At 73.6% G+C, this 19,177-nt stretch carries 17 protein-coding genes and 1 pseudogene; 12 read left to right on the forward strand and 6 right to left on the reverse strand.

What is annotated here, in order from left to right:
- Positions 1 to 318: 318 nt before the first annotated feature.
- Positions 319 to 1,494 carry a DUF3866 family protein gene (locus tag DS079_RS05520; RefSeq protein WP_126985539.1) on the reverse strand — a complete coding sequence of 392 codons (1,176 nt, stop codon included), beginning with the start codon at positions 1,492 to 1,494 and terminating at the stop codon, positions 319 to 321.
- A 68-nt stretch (positions 1,495 to 1,562) separates the two neighbouring features.
- Here DS079_RS05520 and DS079_RS05525 point away from each other — a divergent pair, with 68 nt between their 5' ends.
- The 10 genes and pseudogenes from DS079_RS05525 (at position 1,563) to DS079_RS05565 (ending at position 12,853) form a co-directional block, all read left to right on the forward strand.
- On the forward strand, positions 1,563 to 3,611 hold the full coding sequence (locus DS079_RS05525) for a WYL domain-containing transcriptional regulator (RefSeq protein WP_241237563.1): 2,049 nt from the start codon (positions 1,563 to 1,565) through the stop codon (positions 3,609 to 3,611).
- A gap of 129 nt (positions 3,612 to 3,740) precedes the next feature.
- Entirely contained in the window at positions 3,741 to 4,070 is a 330-nt protein-coding gene (gene tatA / locus DS079_RS05530) for a Sec-independent protein translocase subunit TatA (protein WP_126985541.1), read from the forward strand.
- 68 nt (positions 4,071 to 4,138) lie between these two features.
- Positions 4,139 to 5,047, forward strand: coding sequence for a twin-arginine translocase subunit TatC (tatC, locus tag DS079_RS05535; RefSeq protein WP_241237564.1), 909 nt, complete (start codon positions 4,139 to 4,141; stop codon positions 5,045 to 5,047).
- Positions 5,044 to 5,400, forward strand: a pseudogene (locus DS079_RS17365) (diacylglycerol/lipid kinase family protein); the annotation flags it as partial. The gene tatC and the pseudogene DS079_RS17365, both read left to right, overlap by 4 nt.
- A gap of 30 nt (positions 5,401 to 5,430) precedes the next feature.
- Positions 5,431 to 6,009: a hypothetical protein gene (locus DS079_RS17370; protein ID WP_241237568.1), complete on the forward strand. Its 579-nt coding sequence runs from the start codon at positions 5,431 to 5,433 to the stop codon at positions 6,007 to 6,009.
- On the forward strand, positions 6,006 to 8,960 hold the full coding sequence (locus DS079_RS05545) for a DEAD/DEAH box helicase (RefSeq protein ID WP_126985543.1): 2,955 nt from the start codon (positions 6,006 to 6,008) through the stop codon (positions 8,958 to 8,960). The genes DS079_RS17370 and DS079_RS05545 overlap by 4 nt, the downstream gene beginning before the upstream one ends.
- A gap of 26 nt (positions 8,961 to 8,986) precedes the next feature.
- The gene (locus tag DS079_RS05550) at positions 8,987 to 9,769 is read left to right on the forward strand and encodes a hypothetical protein (protein WP_126985545.1); all 783 of its coding nucleotides are present in this window, start codon (positions 8,987 to 8,989) and stop codon (positions 9,767 to 9,769) included.
- Complete coding sequence (gene lnt, locus DS079_RS05555; protein WP_126985547.1) at positions 9,766 to 11,400, forward strand: apolipoprotein N-acyltransferase; 1,635 nt, start codon at positions 9,766 to 9,768, stop codon at positions 11,398 to 11,400. The genes DS079_RS05550 and lnt overlap by 4 nt, the downstream gene beginning before the upstream one ends.
- 54 nt (positions 11,401 to 11,454) lie before the next feature.
- Entirely contained in the window at positions 11,455 to 12,213 is a 759-nt protein-coding gene (locus DS079_RS05560; protein WP_126985549.1) for a polyprenol monophosphomannose synthase, read from the forward strand.
- A gap of 34 nt (positions 12,214 to 12,247) precedes the next feature.
- Positions 12,248 to 12,853, forward strand: coding sequence for an FxsA family protein (locus DS079_RS05565; protein WP_126985551.1), 606 nt, complete (start codon positions 12,248 to 12,250; stop codon positions 12,851 to 12,853).
- Positions 12,854 to 12,937: 84 nt separating this feature from the next.
- Here the strand turns inward: DS079_RS05565 and DS079_RS05570 are convergent, their stop codons facing one another.
- The 5 genes from DS079_RS05570 to DS079_RS05590 form a co-directional block, all read right to left on the reverse strand.
- Positions 12,938 to 13,288, reverse strand: a complete 351-nt coding sequence (locus DS079_RS05570; RefSeq protein WP_010551569.1) for an RNA polymerase-binding protein RbpA — start codon at positions 13,286 to 13,288, stop codon at positions 12,938 to 12,940.
- A 142-nt stretch (positions 13,289 to 13,430) separates the two neighbouring features.
- The gene (locus DS079_RS05575) at positions 13,431 to 14,243 is read right to left on the reverse strand and encodes a glycerophosphodiester phosphodiesterase family protein (protein WP_126985553.1); all 813 of its coding nucleotides are present in this window, start codon (positions 14,241 to 14,243) and stop codon (positions 13,431 to 13,433) included.
- Entirely contained in the window at positions 14,215 to 15,207 is a 993-nt protein-coding gene (locus DS079_RS05580; RefSeq protein WP_126985555.1) for an SURF1 family cytochrome oxidase biogenesis protein, read from the reverse strand. The genes DS079_RS05575 and DS079_RS05580 overlap by 29 nt, the downstream gene beginning before the upstream one ends.
- Positions 15,204 to 15,734: a hypothetical protein gene (locus DS079_RS05585; RefSeq protein ID WP_126985557.1), complete on the reverse strand. Its 531-nt coding sequence runs from the start codon at positions 15,732 to 15,734 to the stop codon at positions 15,204 to 15,206. Before DS079_RS05585 ends, DS079_RS05580 begins: the two co-directional genes overlap by 4 nt.
- Positions 15,731 to 17,701 carry a hypothetical protein gene (locus tag DS079_RS05590; RefSeq protein WP_126985559.1) on the reverse strand — a complete coding sequence of 657 codons (1,971 nt, stop codon included), beginning with the start codon at positions 17,699 to 17,701 and terminating at the stop codon, positions 15,731 to 15,733. The genes DS079_RS05585 and DS079_RS05590 overlap by 4 nt, the downstream gene beginning before the upstream one ends.
- 156 nt (positions 17,702 to 17,857) lie before the next feature.
- Between DS079_RS05590 and DS079_RS05595 the strand changes: the two genes are divergently transcribed.
- Positions 17,858 to 18,583, forward strand: coding sequence for a beta-ketoacyl-ACP reductase (locus DS079_RS05595; RefSeq protein WP_126985561.1), 726 nt, complete (start codon positions 17,858 to 17,860; stop codon positions 18,581 to 18,583).
- Between the two features lie 45 nt (positions 18,584 to 18,628).
- Positions 18,629 to 19,156, forward strand: a complete 528-nt coding sequence (locus DS079_RS05600) for a SixA phosphatase family protein (protein WP_126985563.1) — start codon at positions 18,629 to 18,631, stop codon at positions 19,154 to 19,156.
- Positions 19,157 to 19,177: the final 21 nt, after the last annotated feature.

Here is a 19,177-nt window from a genome sequence, read left to right on the forward strand (position 1 = left end):
GGCAGTTGGTCGACCCCAGGTACCACTTTCCTGGTACCTCTCGTCGAAGAACCCCACGGGGCGGCCCGGCTCGCACCGTCGCGGTTCCGCCCGGGCAGTTGTTCGACCTCAGGTACCGCTTTGCTGGTACTTCACGTCGATCAGCCTCACGGGACGGCCCCGCCGGCCGCGGCGCAGGGCAGGACGGCCAGTTGTTCGACGTCGGGTACCGCTTTCCTGGTACCTCACGTCGATCAACTCGGTCGGTCGCCTGCCCCGGCAACTCCGTCGGTCGCCTGTCCCGGCAACCCCGTCGGGCCCGTGCCGGCGCCGGAGCCTCTAGCGCTTCGCGCCTCCCTTGGGCCCCTTGGACTCGCCCTTCGCGCCGCCCGAGCCGCCGCCGGCGCCGCGGACGTGCTCGGCCGCGCAGCGCCCGGCGAGGGCCGCGTACTGGAAGGAGGCGTAGTCCTCGGCGAGGGTCCGTCCCATCGTGGTCATCCGCACGGGCATCTCCTCGAGCGCATCGCGCAGCCCCTTGGCGTCGACCTCGGTGAGGTGGTGCAGCACGCCGCGCTTCTTCGCCGGCTTCAGGATCGTGCTCTTGACCTGTTTACGCACTGACTCATGAAAAGAATTGTACCGGGAGTCGGTGCGGGGGAGCACCGGCAGATGCACGGGGGCGAGCAGCGCCCGCCCGTAGGCGGTGGAGGAGTGGTGGGACAGGCCCCGGTGCCGCTCCCGCTCATCGGCCTCCGAGACCCGCAGGGTCGCGATCGGCACGCCACCGAGGACGGAGGCCGCGTGGAGCGACTCCGCCGTCTGGATGCCGGAGAAGCCCCAGCCGGTGCCGGTGCCGAGATTGCCCGGGCCCTGGATCACGATCGCGACGTCCGCGCCGACCACGTGCCGGGCGCCCAGCAGCGCCGAGTGGACCGTGACCGCCTCGAGATCGCCGCCGAAGGACTGCCCGGCGCTGATCACTGCGGTGAGCAGGCCAGCCTCGCGCAGCCGGGCCGCGCTCTTCGAATAGACGGCGGGCAGCGCCGCGGCATCGGTGTGCACGTAGGCGATCCGGGCCGAGCGGCGCCGCGCCCGGATCCCGGCGACGATCGCGGGGAGGGAGGAGTGCAGGTCCGCGACCACCACGGGCATCCCGTCGATGCCGGTGGCCTCCCGGACCGTCTCGTAGTGCTCGCTGTCCGGGTCGTCGAGCGCGTCGACCATGGTCTGCATCGGCGTGTAGCGGGCCTTGACCATGTGGCCCCGCACGTCGGCGGTCTCCGGGAGCACCTCCGTGCGGGCCACGACCATGGCGTCGCCGCCGGTGCCGAGCTCGCGCCGCACGGCGTTGGTGTTCAGCAGCACCTGCTCGCCGGCGCGCGGACGCCCGGTGAGCTCCTCGTAGGCGATCGCGCTCAGCGTCCCCGCCCCGTCGTCCAGATCGATCTCGAGTCGGTCCACTCCGGGCCAGGAGCTGGTCACGGCACTCACGGTGCCCCGTTCCCATCGCAGCATGGCCCCAGCCTAGAGGCGCGCGGCGGAAGCTCCGCATCCCCGTGATCCCGTCCGGCTAGTCTGGGCGGGTGGCTTCGAAGAACGTGGAGAGACTGCTCAACGTCATCATGACGATCGGCTCGCGACGGCGTATCGACCGCGCGAAGCTCTTCTCCGTCATCCCCGACTACGCCGAGGCGACGTCCGAGCAGGCCGCGGAGCGGATGTTCGAGCGCGACAAGGCCGCGATCCTCGAGCTCGGGCTCCCGCTCGTCGCCGAGCGCGACGTGCTCGACGAGAACACCGTGCACTACCGGATCGACGCCTCGCCCTCCACGGCGGTGCTCGATCTCACGACCGAGGAGTACACGGTGCTGCTCGCCGCGAGCCGCGCCTGGGACGATGCGACCGCCGGGGGAGCGGCCCGGCGCGTGCGCGCGAAGCTGCTCAGCCTCGGCCACGACGCGGACCCCGACCTGCTGCGGCGCACACCGCGCGGCGCCGTCGAGTCCCTGCCCGTGCTCTCCCCGCTGCTGGACGCCGTGGTGACCGGGCGCTCGGTGCGCTTCAGCTATCGAGGCACGCACGGCGCCCCCGCGCAGCGCCATGTCGAGCCGTGGGTCGTCGGCGTCCACGACGGGCACTGGTACGTCTACGGCCACGACCGCGACCGCGACGCGCCCCGCGTGTTCCGCGCCTCGAGGATCGAGTCCTTCCCCGCCGGGGGTCCCGCCGCGAAGGCACCCCGCCCCGACGACATCGACCTCGCCGACGTGCTCGAGCGGATGCTCGACAGCGACGACCGGGACTCTGCGCTCCTGCAGGCCGCCCCCTACAAGGCGCTCGCCCTGCGCGACCGCGCCGTCGCCCCGCTCGAGGTCGAGCAGCTGCGCCTTCCCGAGCTGCCCCGCCCGGCGGCCCGCCGCCTTGTCCTCGCCGACGTGCGCTGGGTCGAGCTGCTCGAGCCCGCCGCCTGGCGCGCCGAGATCGCCGAGGTGCTCGAGGCGGTCGCCGCGCGGCACGAGGGCCCTGCCGCGCTCGACGCCCTCGAGGCCGCCGCGCCGCGCCCCACCCCGCGGATCCGGATCAGCCCGCAGAGCGGCGACCACCTCTCGCGCCTGATCTCCGCCGCGTCCTTCGTCATGAGCCGGGGCGAGGCGGACCTCGCCGAGCTCGCCGAGGCGCTCGGCGTGAGCGAGACCCAGCTGGTCGACGACCTGCAGGTGCTCTTCGTCTGCGGCGACATGGGCGCCGGCTGGGAGGACCTCATCGAGGCGGAGTGGGAGCACGGCACCGTGCGGGTGCGCAATGCGGAGCCGCTGCGCCGCGCCCTCAGCCTCAGCGCCGTCGAGATCACCGCGCTGCTGGCGGGCCTCGCCGCCCTCGAGCCTGCCGCGGGCGAGGCGGAGCAGGTCGTCGACTCCGCCCGCGCGAAGCTGCTGGCCGCGATGTCCGGCGAGGCGCCGGCCGAGGGTGCCCCCGCCCCGCCCGTCCCGCGCCGCGAGGAGATCGCGGAGGCGATCTCGGCCGACGAGCGGGCCGCCCGCACCGCCGACCGCGCCGAGACGGTGCTCGCCGCGGTGGGCACAGCGCTGCGCACCGAGCAGGGCTCCGACGAGGGGACGCTGACCATCCGCTACTCCTCGACGGACCGCTCGGGCACGAGCGTGCGCCGGATCCGTCCCGAGCGGATCGAGTCCGACGGGGCGCGCTCCTATCTCGTGGCCGACTGCGAGCTCGCCGGCGGCCGCCGTCGCTTCCGCCTGGACCGGATCGTGGAGATCCTGCCGGCCGGGACACCGATGAGCCGGCCCGCCCCCGGGGTCGACGCGGACCTCTCCGGCCGTGTCGAGGGGGAGGTGTGGCTGCGCCTGGAGCCCGCCGGGCACTGGATCGCCGAGTCCTTCGCCGCCACCCAGCTGCGCGACGGCGGGGGCGGCCACGGCGAGGACGGCACGGACGGTGCCGACGCCGGTGGCGGCGCGACCTATGCCCGTCTCGAGAGCCCGGTGCGGGCACCGCTGGTGGACGCGGTGCTCGAGTCCGCCGGCGCCGCCGAGGTGCTGTCCCCTGCCGCGCTCAGAGACACGATCGTGACTGTGGCGCGCGCGGGCGCTGCACGTCACACCCCTCGCTAGGCGCTACCCTGGGACGACCCGCCGTGCGGTGGGCCGAGCCGTCGCCGTGGCGGCCCGTCCGGCGCCCAGTCCGCTGTGGGATGATGGGCGCGCCTGCGCTGAGTCATGGCGCTGTTGAAAGGGACTTCCATGAACTTCTTCCGCAACCCCTGGGCGATCGTGCTGCTGATCGTGCTCGTGATCCTGCTGTTCGGGGCCAACAAGCTTCCGGGACTCGCGCGCAACATGGGCAAGTCCATGCGCATCTTCAAGAGCGAGGTCGAGGAGATGCGCGGTGACGACAAGGGCGGGGACGACGAGGCCGAGGACGAGCGTCCCGCCCGCTCCGACCGTGCACGTGACGACCGCGCTCGCGACGACCGCGAGTACGACCCCCGCGACCGTGAGATCCGCGAGGACCGCGACCGCGAGACCGTGCGCGCCCCGCGCGAGGACGACGAGCCCTACCGCCGCGACTGAGCTCCGCGCCGGGACGGGGCAGGGCCGTGTGCCCGTCCCGTTCTGCCGGGCTGGGAGGAAACTGATCCGTGGCGAGTGATACCCAGGGACGCGACCAGGCGCAGGGCGCGCCCGCGACGAAGAGGGGACGCGACCCCGAGGGACGCATGTCCCTCGGCGAGCACCTCACCGAGCTGCGCAACCGGCTGGTCATCAGCGCCATCACGGTGCTGGTGTTCTCGGTCGTGGGCTGGTTCCTGTTCGACTGGGTCTTCGAGGCGCTCAAGCGCCCCTTCACACTCGCCGCAGAACAGGGCTTGCAGGCCGACCTCAACTTCCGGGGGGTCGGCACCGGACTGAACGTCAAGCTGCAGATGTCCGCCTATGTGGGCCTGCTGCTCTCGTCGCCGATGATCATGCTGCAGATCTGGCTCTTCGTGATGCCGGGCCTGCACAAGAACGAGCGGCGCTACGCGATCGGCTTCTTCGGCTTCGCGATCCCGCTGTTCTTCGTCGGCTGTCTCGCCGGGTACTGGGCCGTGAACCAGCTCGTGCCCGTGCTGCTGAGCTTCACGCCGCAGGCCGATGGCGTCGAGCAGCTGATCAGCTACGACGAGTACCTCTCGCTCCTGGTCAAGACCATGCTCGCCTTCGGCGTCGCCTTCGTGGTGCCGGTGGTCATGGTGCTGCTGAACTTCATGGGCCTGGTCAGCGGCCGCGCGATGCTCAAGGCCTGGCGCTGGATCATCTTCCTGAGCTTCGCCTTCACCGCGGTCATGGTGCCCACGCCCGAGCCGATCACCCTCATCGCGATGTCCGCCGCGATCGCCAGCCTCTTCTTCGGAGCGATCGTCATCTCGATGCTCCACGACCGCCGCCGGGCGAAGCGCAGCGGCGACGAGGACCTAGACGACGACGAGGCCAGCCGCATCGACGACGAGGTCGAGAAGATCGACGGCCCCTCCCGGCTCGACGAGCCCGACGAGGGCGGCCGGTGAGCAGACTCCGCGTCGGCCTGCTCGCGAACCCCACCGCCGCTCAGGGCACGGCCCATCGCGTGGGACGGCAGGTGGGGCATCTGCTCCATCTCGCGGGCATCTCGGTCGTCGACCTGTCCGGTCCCAGCGCGCACGTCGCCCGGGCCCGGGCGGAGGAGGTCCGCGACTCGCTGACGGCACTCGTGGTGGTGGGCGGGGACGGCACCGTCTCGCTCGGCGCCTAGATCGTCGCGGGCACCCCCGTACGGCTCGGGATCGTGCCCGCCGGGAGCGGCAACGACTTCGCCCGCGCCCTGGGGCTCAGCGTCAACGATCCCGAGGAGTCCACCCGCGCGCTGCTGCACGCGCTGTCCCGCCCGGTCGTCACCATCGACGCGATCGAGGTGACCTCCGCGGGGGAGAACGCGCTGCCCCACCGCTCCCTCGCGCTCGGCAACGTCAACCTCGGCTTCGACGCGATCGTCAACGCGCGGGCCAACAGCTCCCGGGCCTCCCACACCGTGCGCTACACCACCGCCGTGCTGCGAGAGCTGCCCACCTTCACCCCGCTGCCGTACTGGCTCGAGATCGACGGCGGCGAGCGGTTCGAGATCGACGCGCCGCTGCTGTCCCTGTGCAGCTCCGGGGTCTACGGTGGCGGGATGCAGATGGTCCCGAACGCCCGCATCGACGACGGACAGCTCGAGCTGCTGAGCGTCGAGGGACGGGGGAGGCGCGATCTCCTGCGCTTCTTCCCCCGCGTCTTCAAGGGCACCCACACCGAGCTCGAGGGCGTGCGGATCCGCCCGGTGCGCGAGGTGACCGTGGGACTGCGCCACGGCCGCTCGCTGCGTGCCTACGCCGACGGGGAGGCCCGCTCCCTGCTGCCCCTCACCGCGCGTGTGCTGCCCGGCGCTGTGCGCCTGCTCGCCGATCTCTCGGCGCTGCGCGGCGAGAGGGCGGTCGACGGGGGAGCGAAGTGACCTCTCCTTCCGAGAAGTACGCCGCCTGGGCCGAGGAGAAGCGGCGGGAGAACTCCGAGCTCACCGCCTTCACCGCCCGCTACGACTTCGCGCTGGACGACTTCCAGCTCGCCGGCGGCCGCGCCCTCGAGGACGGCCGCTCCGTGCTGGTGGCCGCTCCCACCGGCGCCGGCAAGACCGTCGTCGGCGAGTTCGCGGTGCATCTCGCGCTCGCGCAGGGCCGCAAGGTCTTCTACACCGCGCCGATCAAGGCGCTGTCGAACCAGAAGTTCGGCGAGCTCGCGGACTGGCTGGGCGCGGAGCGCGTCGGCCTGCTGACGGGCGATACCTCGATCCGCCCCACCGCGGAGGTGGTCGTGATGACCACCGAGGTGCTGCGCAACATGCTCTACGCGGACTCCGACCTGCTGGACGGGCTGGGCTTCGTGGTGATGGACGAGGTGCACTACCTCGCCGACCGCCTGCGCGGCCCCGTGTGGGAGGAGGTCATCATCCACCTGGACCGCTCCGTCCAGCTGGTCGCGCTCTCGGCGACGGTCTCGAACGCCGAGGAGTTCGGGGCCTGGCTCCAGGAGGTGCGGGGCGAGACCTCGATCGTCGTCTCCGAGACGCGGCCGGTGCCGCTGTGGCAGCACGTGATCGTCGGCGAGGAGCTGCTGGACCTCTTCGTCGACGCCGACGGGGAGGCCGTCGTCTCCCACGGCCCCGGTGCCCGCAGCGATCGACAGGTCAACCCCGAGATCGAGCGGATCACCTCCTTCTCCCTGCCGGTGGACGAGCGCAGCGGAGGACAGCGCGGCCGCGGCTATCGCGGCCGGAAGGGCACCCGCGGCCGCCACCGCCCCCGCGGCGCCGGACGCCACGGCTCGCCACGCGGCGAGCGGGGCGGGGACCGGCGCGGCGAGCACGAGGGCCCGCGCCACCACGGTCCGGGCTCGGGACGTGACGGCTCGCGGCATGACGGCGGTCGACACGGCGGCTCTCGCGGCGGCGCCGGTGGCCGTCCGTTGCGCCGCCCCGATGTGGTCGAGCTGCTCGACGACGCCGCGCTGCTGCCCGCGATCATGTTCATCTTCTCCCGCGCCGGCTGCGAGGGCGCCGTCCAGCAGTGCGCCCGGGCCCGCCTGCGCCTGACCGACGACCACGAGCGCGGCGAGATCCGCGCCGTCCTCGACGAACGCCTGGCCGAGATCGGCGTCGAGGACGAGGAGGTGCTGGGCCTGCACGCCTTCCGCCGCGCCGTCCTGGACGGCTACGCCGCCCATCACGCCGGGATGCTGCCGCTGCTGAAGACCGTCGTCGAGGAGCTCTTCGCCCGCGGGCTGCTCAAGGTCGTCTTCGCCACCGAGACCCTCGCCCTCGGCATCAACATGCCGGCCCGCTCCGTGGTGCTCGAGAAGCTCGTGAAGTTCAACGGCGTCGAGCACGCCGACCTCACACCGGGGGAGTACACCCAGCTCACGGGACGTGCCGGACGGCGCGGCATCGACACCGAGGGACATGCCGTGATCGTCGGCGGGCCGCGCTTCGACGCCCCGGCCGCCGCCTCTCTCGCCTCGCGCCGCACCTACCCGCTGCGCTCCGCCTTCCGGCCCACCCCGAACATGGCGGTGAACCTGCTGGACCGCTTCGACCACTCCCGCGCCCGCGAGACCCTCGAGACCAGCTTCGCCCAGTTCCAGGCGGACCGCTCCGTGGTGGGCCTCGCCCGGCGTGCCCGCGAGCTCGAGGACACCGTCGAGGACTACCGCGCGGCGGTCACCTGCGAGCGCGGCGACCTGCTCGAGTACGCCGAGGTCCAGGAGGCGATCAGCGCGCGGGAGAAGGAGCTCTCCCAGGCACGGGCCGCCGCGGACCGCGACCGCACCCGCAGCGTCTTCGGCGACCTGCGCCGCGGCGAGATCATCGCACTGCCCGGCGGGAAGCGCCGCGGCTACGCCGTCGTGCTCGACGTGGACCGCCACGTCCTCGGCGGCCCCCAGGTGGACCTGCTGGACACCGAGGGACGCCGCCGCAGCCTCCGCCCCGGGGACGTGCCCTCCCCGCCCGCGGTCATCGACACCCTGCGCCTGCCGCGCCCGGAGGCGCTCGGCAGCGGCAAGGTGCGCAAGGACACCGCCTCCGCGCTCCGACAGCGCCTGGCGGGCCAGGACGACGACGCCCGCCGCGAAGTGCGCCGGCGCGCCGGACGCACCCCCTCCACCGCCGCCCAGGACCCCCGCCTGCAGGAGCTGCGCACGCATCTGGCCGAGCACCCCTGCGCCGCCTGCCCCGACCTCGAGTCGCACCTGCGCTGGGTGGGCCGGTGGCGGAAGTCCCGCGGAGAGCTCGAGGGCGTCCAGCGCCGCATCAGCGGACGCACCAGCTCGCTGGCCCGCCGCTTCGACTGCCTCACCGACCTGCTGCTCGAGCTCGGCTATCTCGAGCACGCGGGCGAGGACGGGGAGGAGCTCGTGCCCACGACGAGCGGGATGCGGCTGCGACGCCTGTTCAGCGACCGGGACCTGCTGATCGCCGAATGCCTCGAGCACGGCGCCTGGGACGGTCTGGACGCGCCGGGGCTCGCCGCCGTGGTCTCCGCCGCCGTCCACGAGACCCGCCGCGACGACCGTGCGCCGGAGCTGATCCCCGATCCCGCCGTCGGCGCGGCGCTCGAGGCCTCCAGCAGGATCGCCGCCGAGCTGCAGTCCGCCGAGGCGAGGCACGGCATCGACCCCACCCTCCCGCCGGATCCCGCGATCGCGGCGATCGTGCACCGCTGGGCGCGCGGCGCGCACCTGGCCGCCGCGCTCGAGGGCAACGACCTCCCGCCGGGCGACTTCGTGCGCCACTGCCGCCAGGTGATCGACCTGCTCGACCAGCTCACCGCCGACGAGCGCCTGGGCAGGACCGCGCGCGCCGCGATCGACGGCGTGCGCCGCGGCCTGGTCGCCCAGGAGATCGGCCGATGAGCGTTCTCCCAGGGGGAGCGGGGAGGATGGGACGCGTGAGTGCCCAGAACCCGCCTGCACAGCCCCCCTCGCATCCCACGGTGCCCGTCCTCTACACCGGCATCGTCCTGTACAGCGCGGACGACCCGGAGGCCTCCGCGATGCTGGTGGCCGACGGGCTGATCGCCTGGACCGGCCCCGAGGACAGCGCCCTCGTGCTCCACCCGGAGGCCGAGCGCGTGGACGCCACCGGCTGCCTGGTCACCCCCGGCTTCGTCGATGCCGCCGCGACCACGGACGGCACCGACCCCGACCCGGCCGGCGACGCCGCCGCGGCCGTGCACGGGATCGTCCTGCGCCTGCCCGGGCCGACGGGGACACGCGAGGGCGTGCAGGTCATCGCCCCCGTCACCGAGGACGCCGCCTTCCTCGACCTCGTCAGCGACGGCACCCCGCTCGCCTTCGGCTCCGCGGGCCGGGACGAGGCCGCGGATCCGTGGACCTGGGTCCGCGTCGCCGCCCGCACCGCCCCAGCCGCGCAGCGCCTCAGCGACCGCGCCGCCTTCCTGGCCGCGAGCCGCGGTGGCCAGCGGGTCGCTGGGAGGCGCCATCCCGGCACCCTGCGCACCGGGCTGCCCGCCACGTTCGTCCTATGGGAGCCCTGGGACCTCACCGTCCGCTCCCTCGCCGAGCGGGTCGACACCTGGTCCACCGACCCCCGCTCCCGCACCCCGCTGCTGCCCGACCTGGACCAGGGCAGCCCGCGCGCCCTGCGCACCGTCGTCGACGGCCGCGTCGTCCACGACGAGCTCGGCGGGGACGCCGCGTGAGCACCGCCGACCGGACCGCCGCGCGCGCGCGCCCGCGAGGCCGCGGACCGCGCGAGGAGTACGAGGCCACGCACTGGGCCGTCGCGATCGGCTGCGGGCTCCTCGGCGGGATCTGCGCGCTGCTCGCCTTCCCGCCCTACGACCTGTGGATGCTGCTGCCGGTGGGGATCGCGCTGCTGTGCGGAGGGCTGCTGGTGCGCTCGACCTGGCTCGCCGTCCTCGTCTCCCTGCTGTGGGGGCTCGCCTTCTTCATCCCGCTGACCGAGTGGGCCAGCACCTATGCCGGCAGCGCGCCCTGGCTGGCGCTGGGCATCTTCGAGGCGCTGTACATCGTGCTGTTCGGCCTCGCCGCCCGCGCGGTGATGGTGCGCCGCGGCCTCTGCGTCTCCTCCGCGCTGGTCGTCTCCGCGCTCTGGGTGGGCGTCGAGACGCTGCGGGGCACCGTCCCGTGGGGCGGGCTGACCTGGGGCGCGAGCGGCTTCGCGCTGTCCGACTCGCCGCTGGTGAATCTCGCGCCGTGGATCGGGATGGCCGGGCTCGCCCTCGTCGTCGCCCTGCTGGCGCAGCTGCTGCTGCTCGGCGCGCTCGCCCTCCTAGGGCGCCGCCACCGCGGGCTGACCGGCTTCTCCGGTGTGTGGCCCTTCGCGATCGCCGTCGCCGCCGTGCTCGCCACCGTCGTCGTGCCCCATCCCCTCAACCGCGCCCCGGCCGAACGGCCCTCCATGACGGTCGCCGCCGTGCAGGGCTCGATGGGGGAGATCGACCCAGGCAGCTACACCATGCCGGACGACGTCTTCGACAACCACCTCACCGCCGCCCGCACCGCGGTCGACCAGGCCACGGCCGACGACACCGACCTCGACCTGGTCGTCTGGCCCGAGGACTCCACCGGTTACGACCCCCGTCAGGACCCCTATCTCTCCTCGCTGCTGACCTCCCTCGCCCGGGACGCGGACGCGCCCGTCCTGGTCGGCACACAGGTGCCCGTGGGGGAGACGGAGCGGCTGAACCAGTCCGTGCTGATCACCCCGGAGGGCGAGACCCCCTACGCCTACTCCAAGCGCCACCCCGTCCCCTTCGGCGAGTACATCCCGATGCGCGGCGTGTTCAGCCGGCTCTCCGACCAGGTCGACCTCGTCACCCGGGACATGATCGCCGGCGAGGAGATCGGCACCATGGACCTCGCCGAGCTCGGCCAGGGCGAGGGCACCGCCGGGCTGCTGATCTGCTTCGAGATCGCCTACGAGAGCCTCGTGCGGGACGTGGTCGACGACGGCGCCGAGGTGATCGTCGTGCAGTCGAACAATGCGCTGTTCGGCGACTCGAACGAGGCGATCCAGCAGCTCGCGCAGGCCCGGGTGATGGCGGTGCTCTCCGGGCGCAGCGTCGTGCACGTCTCGACCGTCGGCCATTCCGCGATCTACAGCCCCGAGGGACGCCAGATCGATTTCGTGGACCACTGGGAGCAGGGCACGATGGTCGCCGACGTGCCGCTGCGCACCGGGACCACCCCGGCCGTGGCCGCCGGGCCGTGGATCGCGATCGGGATCTCCGCCCTCGGCGTCGCCGGGCTGCTCGGGGCGCTGACCTCCGGCCGGCGCGCCCTGGCCCGGCCTGCGGCCCGTCGCTGATCCTCCGGCGTCCCCGCCGTCCCGCCCGCGCCGTCCGATCCTCCGAGGAGACCGATGACCCGCCCGTCCACCGCCCCGCTGCCGCCGACCCTCGTGGTGATCCCCACCTATGACGAGCGGGAGGCGCTGCCCGGCACCCTCGAGCGGCTGCGTCGCGCGGTGCCGGAGGCGCACGTGCTCGTGGTCGACGACTCCTCCCCGGACGGCACGGGGGAGTGGGCCGAGGAGGTCTCCCGACGCGATGCGGCCGTGCACGTGCTGCACCGGGCGGGGAAGCAGGGCCTCGGCCCGGCGTATCTCGCGGGCTTCGCCTGGGGTCTCGAGCACGGCTACGAGCAGCTCGTGGAGATGGACGCCGACGCCTCGCACCGGCCCGAGCAGCTGCCGGGCCTGCTGGAGGCCGTGCGGCGCGGCGCCGACCTCGTGATCGGGTCCCGCTGGGTGCCTGGCGGCGCCGTCCACGACTGGCCCGCCCGTCGACGGCTCCTCTCCCGCGGCGCGAACGTGTACGTGACGGTGCTGATGGGTCTCGGGGTCGCCGACGCCACCGCGGGGTTCCGCGTCTTCCGCGCCGGGCTGCTCTCGCGCCTGATGGAGGAGGACATCGCCTCCCAGGGCTACTGCTTCCAGGTCGACATGACCCGCCGTGCACGCGACCTCGGCGCCGTGATCGTCGAGGTGCCGATCGACTTCGACGAGCGCACCGAGGGGGCCAGCAAGATGTCCTCCGACATCGTGCGCGAGGCGCTCGTGAAGGTGACCCTCTGGGGACTCGCACGTCGCGCCCAGGGCCTTCGCAAGGCCCTGCGCTAACCTGGCCGTCTCCTCGCACAGGAAGGGAACCGCCGTGACGAGCTCGCCCCACAGCACCCCGGGGGCCTCCGGGCGCCCGACCGACCCCGCCGACCGCCGCCGCTCGCGCCGCGCGAGCGCGATCCCGCTCGCGATCGTCGTCGTGGGCCTCCTCGAGCTCGCGATCCTGGTGCTGATCGGCGTGAACACGAGCCTGTGGTGGTCCGTGCTAATCGTCGTGGTGGGCTGGCTCGTGGGCGTGGCGCTGCTGGTCGCCGTCGGACAGCAGTCCTTCGTGCGTGTGCGCTCCCTGTTCCGTGCCGTGCGCGGCAGCGGCGACGTGCAGGACCACCTCTCGCGTCCCGCCTTCACGATGCTCTCGGCGCTGCTGTTCTTCTTCCCCGGACTGCTCACCGACCTCGCCGCGCTCGTGCTGCTGCTCACCCCGGTGCAGAAGCGCGCCGTCTCCGCGATGGGGCTGGGCAGCGGTTCGGAGCAGGCTCGCACCGTGCTCTACCGCCGCTCCGGCAGCGGCGTGATCGACGGCGAGATCATCGTCGAGAACCGCCGCACCGGCGGTGCCTCCGGCGGGGCCGACGGACGGCGGGAGGACGGCGCCGTCCCGCCGATGATCGTGCAGGACCCGCCCTCCCCGGAGTGACCCGGGCTGCGAGACCGCCCATGGGAAGAGCCCCCGCACCGCCGTGATCGGCGGTGCGGGGGCTCTTCCCATGAGCTGGAGGGCTCAGAGGTTGCGGCGCTGGTGGAGCTTGCCGGCGCGCAGCAGCTCGAGGCGCTGGTCGAGCAGGACCTGGAGGTCCTCCTCGCTGCGGCGCTCGAGCAGCATGTCCCAATGGGTGCGCACGGGCTTGCCCGGCTTCTCCTCGGGCTTCTCGTGGTCGCGCAGCACCGCGGTCTGGCCGCAGCGGCACTCCCACACGGCCGGGACGTCCGCCTCGACCGAGAAGGGGAGGACGATGTGGTGGCCGTTGGGGCAGTCGTAGATTGCCTCCTGGCGCGGTGCGGCGAGGACGCCCTCGTCGGTCTCCATGGAGAGGGAGCCCAGTCGGGTGCCTCGCAGGCTGCGGCTGTTCATGCGGTTCTCGCTTCCTGCCGGGGTACGGGGCCGGACGGTGTGCCGTCCGGAAGGTCTGTGGGGTGTCGTGCTCGGCGACACCCGGAGGTGTCAACGCCTGCGGGGCCGGATCTCTTCCCGGGAGCTGCACGGCCCTCGCGGGTCAGGCGTCGTCGAGGAGCTCGGAGAGCAGGTCGACGCGATTGGTGATGATACCATCCACGCCCTTGACCAGCAGATCCTGCATGGTCACAGGCTCGTCCACGGTCCAGACGTGCACCTCGCAGCCGGCATGGTGCGCGGCGGCGACGGTGTCCCGGGTCACCACCGGGATCCCCTTGAACGTCTCCGGCACCTGCAGCGCGCCGTAGGGGGCGAGCAGCCGATCGGTGACGGCGAGCGGGGCCTCGAGCGCACGGGCGGCGAGGAAGCGGCCGATCACACCCCGGGAGGGGCTGCGCACGGCCGTGACCCCGGTCGCGGCGCGGAGCGTGGCGACCGCACGGCGCACCACGGCGCCGTCGAAGCCCGCCAGGCACACCCGGTCGGCGCTGCGTGTCCGGGCGATCGCGGCGACGGCGGGACCGATCGCGGAGGGGCTCTTCACGTCGATGTTCAGCGGGACGTCCGGGAAGGCGTCCAGCACGTCCTCGAGCATCGCGAGCGGCCGGTCGCCGGACAGCCGCACGGCGCCGGCGTCCGTCGCCGAGAGCTCGTCGATGCGGCGGGGGTCGCCGGCGATGCGGGCGAGGTCCTCGTCGTGCACGGCGAGGGCCAGTCCGTCCCGGGTCGCGCGGGTGTCGGTCTCGAGCATGTCCGCGCCGGCGTCGAGGGCGGCGCGGAACGCCTCGAGGGTGTTCTCCGGCGCCTCGAGCGCGAGGCCCCGGTGGGCGATGCGGCGCGGCCGCGGGCCGGGCAGGAAGCGCGAGGCGGGCGCTCCGTGCCGCTCAGGGCTGCTGCTGGTCGATGAGGGCATCCTCTTCCTCCTCGTCCTGGCCCCGTCGACGCGCGCGGACGGCGCGTCGGGGGCGATGGTCTGCGGTGTCCCGTGCGCCGGTCCGCGCGGCGGTCCGGGACGCCGGGGCGGTGGCGGCGGCGTGCGGGTCCGACGGGGCGATGGCGACCGCAGCATCGTCGTCGCCCTCGCCGGGCGTGGCCCCTGCGGCGGTCTCGGCCTCCTCCGCGGCGAGGTCCTGGAACTGGCGGCGCAGGCGGAAGATCAGGGCGCCCGGGAAGAACAGCGCGAAGATCCACCACTGGAAGGCGTAGGACAGATGCGGTCCGAGGCCCGTCTCCGGTGCCGGGAGCGGCTGCGGCCGGTCCGCGGCCGGCTGCTCCTGCGCGAGCTCGCCGAAGGCGCCGATCACCACGGCGTCAGTGTCCAGGCCGAGCTGGGAGGCGATCTGGGTGGGGTTGACGGAGTGGGCCTGGCCCTCCGGCGGGACCCGGTCCAGCACCGGCTCCGCCGTCCGCAGACGGGCGGTCACCGTGAGGGTGCCCTCCGGGACGGGCGCCGGGTCGGCGGGGGAGCTGGCGTCGGCGTCCTCGGGCACCCAGCCGCGCACGATCATCAGCGTGGTGCCGTCCTCGCCGCGGAAGGGGACCAGCTGCCAGAAGCCGACCTCGCCGCCGAGCTGGCGGTTGCGGACGTAGAGCACGCAGCCGGGATCGGTGCAGTAGCTGCCCTGCATCTCGACCGGGGTCCACACCTGCGCGTCCGGGAGCGGGGCAGCAGGATCGGGCATCGCCTCGGCGAGGGGGACGGCAGAGGCGTCGTAGTTCTCCTCGATGACCGCGGCGCGGTCGCGCTTGTCCTCGAAGCGGCCGAACTGCCACAGCCCGAGCGACACGCAGACGGCGGCGAGCAGCAGCACGACCACGAGGCCGAGGAGGGTGTCGCGGGAGAAGAGGATGCGGCGACGGGCGGAGCGGTCGGTCATCCGCGATCAGGTGCCGCGGCGCCCGTCCCGTGCTCACCGGACATCGCGTGCCCGGCCCCGTGCAGATTGCTCGCCTGCTCGCCGAGCACGCCGGTGAGGTCCTCGATCCCGAACTGCACCAGCTGCACGAAGAGGATCACCGTCGCGGCGGTGAGCAGCAGGCCGAGGGCCGTGACCGTGATGGTCATCCCCAGCCGCAGCCGCGGCCGGTCCTTGCGGGGCTGTGCCGGCGGGAAGCCGTAGTCCTCGTCCTGGAGATGGTTCTCGGTCCACATCCCCGGGTTGAGGACGGAGACCGGGTACTGCTCGACCCGCGCCCGGGGGCGGGCGCCGCTGGCGGGGACGTCCTCGGAGTCCTGCAGCGGCGCCGCGGCCTGCGGGGCGGATCGGTCGTCCGTCCAGAGCCTCCACCCGGCCGGCACCGGCCCCCAGGAGGGGCCGGGCCGGAAGTCCGCCGGCGGGACCCACTCGTCATGCGGGGGTTCGGGCCAGTTCGGCGGCGGGTTGAAGCGCTGTGCAGAGGTCACGCGGGGACGTCCCAGGAGTAGGTGTCCGAGTAGGAGTCGAACTCCAGCTTGAGGTCGCCGGCGCGCTTGACGTCGAACAGCATGGTCATCGTGTACTCGTCGCCGGCCACGAAGCCGTTCTCGGGGTAGAAGCCGGCCCCGGAGCCCTTGAGCCCGTAGGTCTCGCTCGACGGCGTGATGCCGCCGCCGTAGGGGGTGATCACGGTGAACTGCTGCGGGTTCAGTCCGTCGAAGGTGCCCTCGGTGACGGTGAGCTTCGCGGTGAGGACGAGGTAGTCGCCCTGCTCGCCGGGCTCGACGGTGCCGCCGTACTCGCTCGGGAGCTTGTCGGCGGGGGTGTAGGTCATGTGCACGGCGAGCGTCCCGGTGCCGTCGGTGCCCACGATCTCGACCGGCTTCGCGGAGGGGTCGATGGTGGCGAGGTCGGTCGGGGTCGGCTCGGGCTCCTCCGCCTCGTCGTCGGTGGTCTCCTCGGGGGTCGTCTCCTCGCCGCCGTCGGTGGTCTCCTCCTGGGAGGTGGTCGGGTCGCCGCCGCCGGTCGGCTCGTCGCCGCCGCGGTTCAGCAGGAACACGCCGCCGATGATCGCGAGGACGAGCGCGATGATGATCAGGAGGATGCAGCCGACCCACCAGAAGCGCCGGACGATGCCCTTCTTCGGCGGCTCTGCGCCGGTCGACGCGGTCCATGCTGCCCCGGAGTCGGTCGAGGGGGAGCCCTGGCCGTAGCCCTGGGCGGGGGAGCCGGGGCCGTAGCCCTGCGCAGGCGATCCCTGGCCGTAGCCCTGGGCGCCGTAGTCGGCGGGCGGGGCCTGGCCGTAGCCCTGGTCGGCCGAGGCCTGGCCGTAGCCCTGGTCGGCCGAGGCCTGGCCGTAGCCCTGGGCCGGGGAGGCCTGGCCGTAGCCGGCCTGCGCCTGTCCGTAGCCCTGGTCGGCGGAGCCCTGGCCGTAGCCGGACGCGGCATCGCCCTGGCCCTGGGCCTGGCCGTAGTCGGGGGCGGAGGGGGCACCGCCGTCGGCGGATCCCTGGGAGGCGTCGGCCGAGCTCTGGGCGGCGTACGCACCGCCGACGGCAGCACCCCCGGCCGCTGCCGCACCCCAGCCCGCACCGCTGTGGTCCGTGCCCTGGGCGGAGGCGTCCTGGCCCGCGCCCGGCGCCGGCTCGGCGGTCTCGTACGGGGCCTGCTGGGCGAGGCCCGCCTCGAGGTCGGGCCCCGCGTACTCGGCGGTCTCCGAGGCCCCGGAAGTCCCGGCGGTCGCGCCGACGGCGCCGGCGGCCTCGGAGTCGGTCCCGGCGGTGCGGGGATCGGTGCCCGCGACATGCGTCGCGTCCTCGGCGTCGGAGGGCGCGGACTGCTGCGCCGCATCGGCCCCGGTGGGCGCAGATGCCGGCGCACCCTCGTCGGCGGGCACCGGTGCGGGCGCCCCCTGGTCGACGGGCTCCGCCGCATGCCGCCCGCGGGTGTCGTCGGCGTGCTCGCCGGACGGCGCGCCCTGCGGGGCGTCGCCACCGCTGGGAGCGGCGCCGTAGGGGTTGATCGCGCCGTACTGGCCGGTGGCGCCCTGCGTGGCAGAGGCGTCCTGGCCGGCGGCATCCTGGCCGGCAGGAACATCCTGGCCGGCGACAGCATCCTGGCCGGCGGAGGAATCCTGGGCGTCCGCCGCGGGCTCGGACGCGGTGGTCACGGGCTGCTCCGGCTGCTGAGCCACATGCGTCTGCGCATCATCGCCGGCGCTCAGCCGCGTCGCGTCGTCCTCGACCGGCGCGGGCTCCTGCGCGGGAGCGGGCTGCTCGGCCGGAGCCTGCTCCGGCGCGGCCGACGGGGCCGCCGGGGCGTCCTCGGCGCTGACCCAGAAGTTCCAGCCCTCGGGCGCGGGGCCCCACGACGGATCCGGCTGCCAGCCGGGAGGCGGGCTCCACTGCGGATCGTCGATCGGCCAGTTCGGCGGAGGATTGAAGCGATAGGCCATCGTGGGGCACCTTCCGGAGCTGTGGGCGGGGCCGGGTCCCCCCTCGGGTCCCGACACTCTCTCGCCCCGTATCGTAGAGCACACACCCCTACCGGGCGGCGTCCCTGCCGCGTGCCGACACACCGCGTCCGCCGCCCCTGACACGAAGGAGTCCGCATGACCGAGAGCACCCCCGAGCCCCGCAGCGTCCTGGTCACGGGAGGCAACCGGGGCATCGGCCGGTCGATCGCGGAGGAGTTCCTCCGCTGCGGCGACAAGGTCGCGGTCACCAGCCGCTCCGGCACCGGCGGCCCCGAGGGCGCGCTCACCGTCGCCGCCGACGTCACCGACGGCGACAGCCTCACCGCCGCGATCAAGGCCGTCGAGGCCGAGAACGGACCGATCGAGGTGCTGGTCGCGAACGCCGGCATCACCGATGACCAGCTGCTGCTGCGGATGAGCGACGAGTCCTTCGAGACGGTGCTCGACACCAACCTCACGGGCGCCTTCCGCACGGTGCAGCGCGTGATCAAGTCGATGGTGCGCAAGAAGAAGGGCCGCATCGTGCTGATCAGCTCCGTGGTGGGCCTGTACGGCTCGCCCGGGCAGGTCAACTACGCGGCCTCGAAGTCCGGTCTCGTCGGCATCGCCCGCGCGCTCACCCGCGAGCTCGGCTCCCGCGGCATCACCGCGAACGTGGTCGCGCCCGGCTACATCGACACCGAGATGACCCAGCAGCTCTCCGAGGACCTCCAGGACAGCTACCGCAAGGCGATCCCCGCCGGGCGCTTCGCGGACCCGGAGGAGGTGGCCCGCGTCGTGGCGTTCGTCGCGAGCGACGATGCGGCGTACATCTCCGGCGCCGTCATCCCCGTCGACGGCGGCCTGGGCATGGGACACTGATCCCCGTCCCGAACCGACCGACCGTGAAGGTGTGAACCCACCCCGATGTCCTCCTCCGACCCCGCCAGTCGTCTGCTGCTCCTGATGCGCCACGGCAAGGCGGAGAACAGCTCCGGCCAGCCCGACCACGAGCGTGCGCTGGCCGAGCGCGGACAGTCCCAGGCCCGACTGGTGGGGGAGTACCTCGCCGCGCAGAACGTGGAGGTCTCTCGGGTGCTCGTCTCGGACTCCACCCGCACCGCGCAGACCTGGGAGGGCGTCCGCTCGCAGATGACGGACTTCGACGGAGAGGTCACCTCGCACGAGGAGATCTACTCCGGCGGCCCCTCGGAGCTGCTCTCGCTGGTCCGGGGCGTCGCCCCGAAGCACGCGGTGGTCCTGGTGATCGGGCACGAGCCGACCATCTCCTCGCTCAGCGCGCTGCTGGCGGACGACGACTCCGACGCCGGGGCGACCGCGCAGGCCCGCATCGGCATGCCGACCGGCTCCATGTCCGTGCTCTCCGGCTCCCTGGAGAACTGGGAGGCGCTCGGCGAGGACGCGCTCACCCTGCACACCATCGTCCGCCCCTGAGGCCGACGCGACAGCGCCCGC

This window comes from Brachybacterium paraconglomeratum (assembly GCF_003994255.1).
In the GTDB taxonomy this organism is placed as follows: domain Bacteria; phylum Actinomycetota; class Actinomycetes; order Actinomycetales; family Dermabacteraceae; genus Brachybacterium; species Brachybacterium conglomeratum.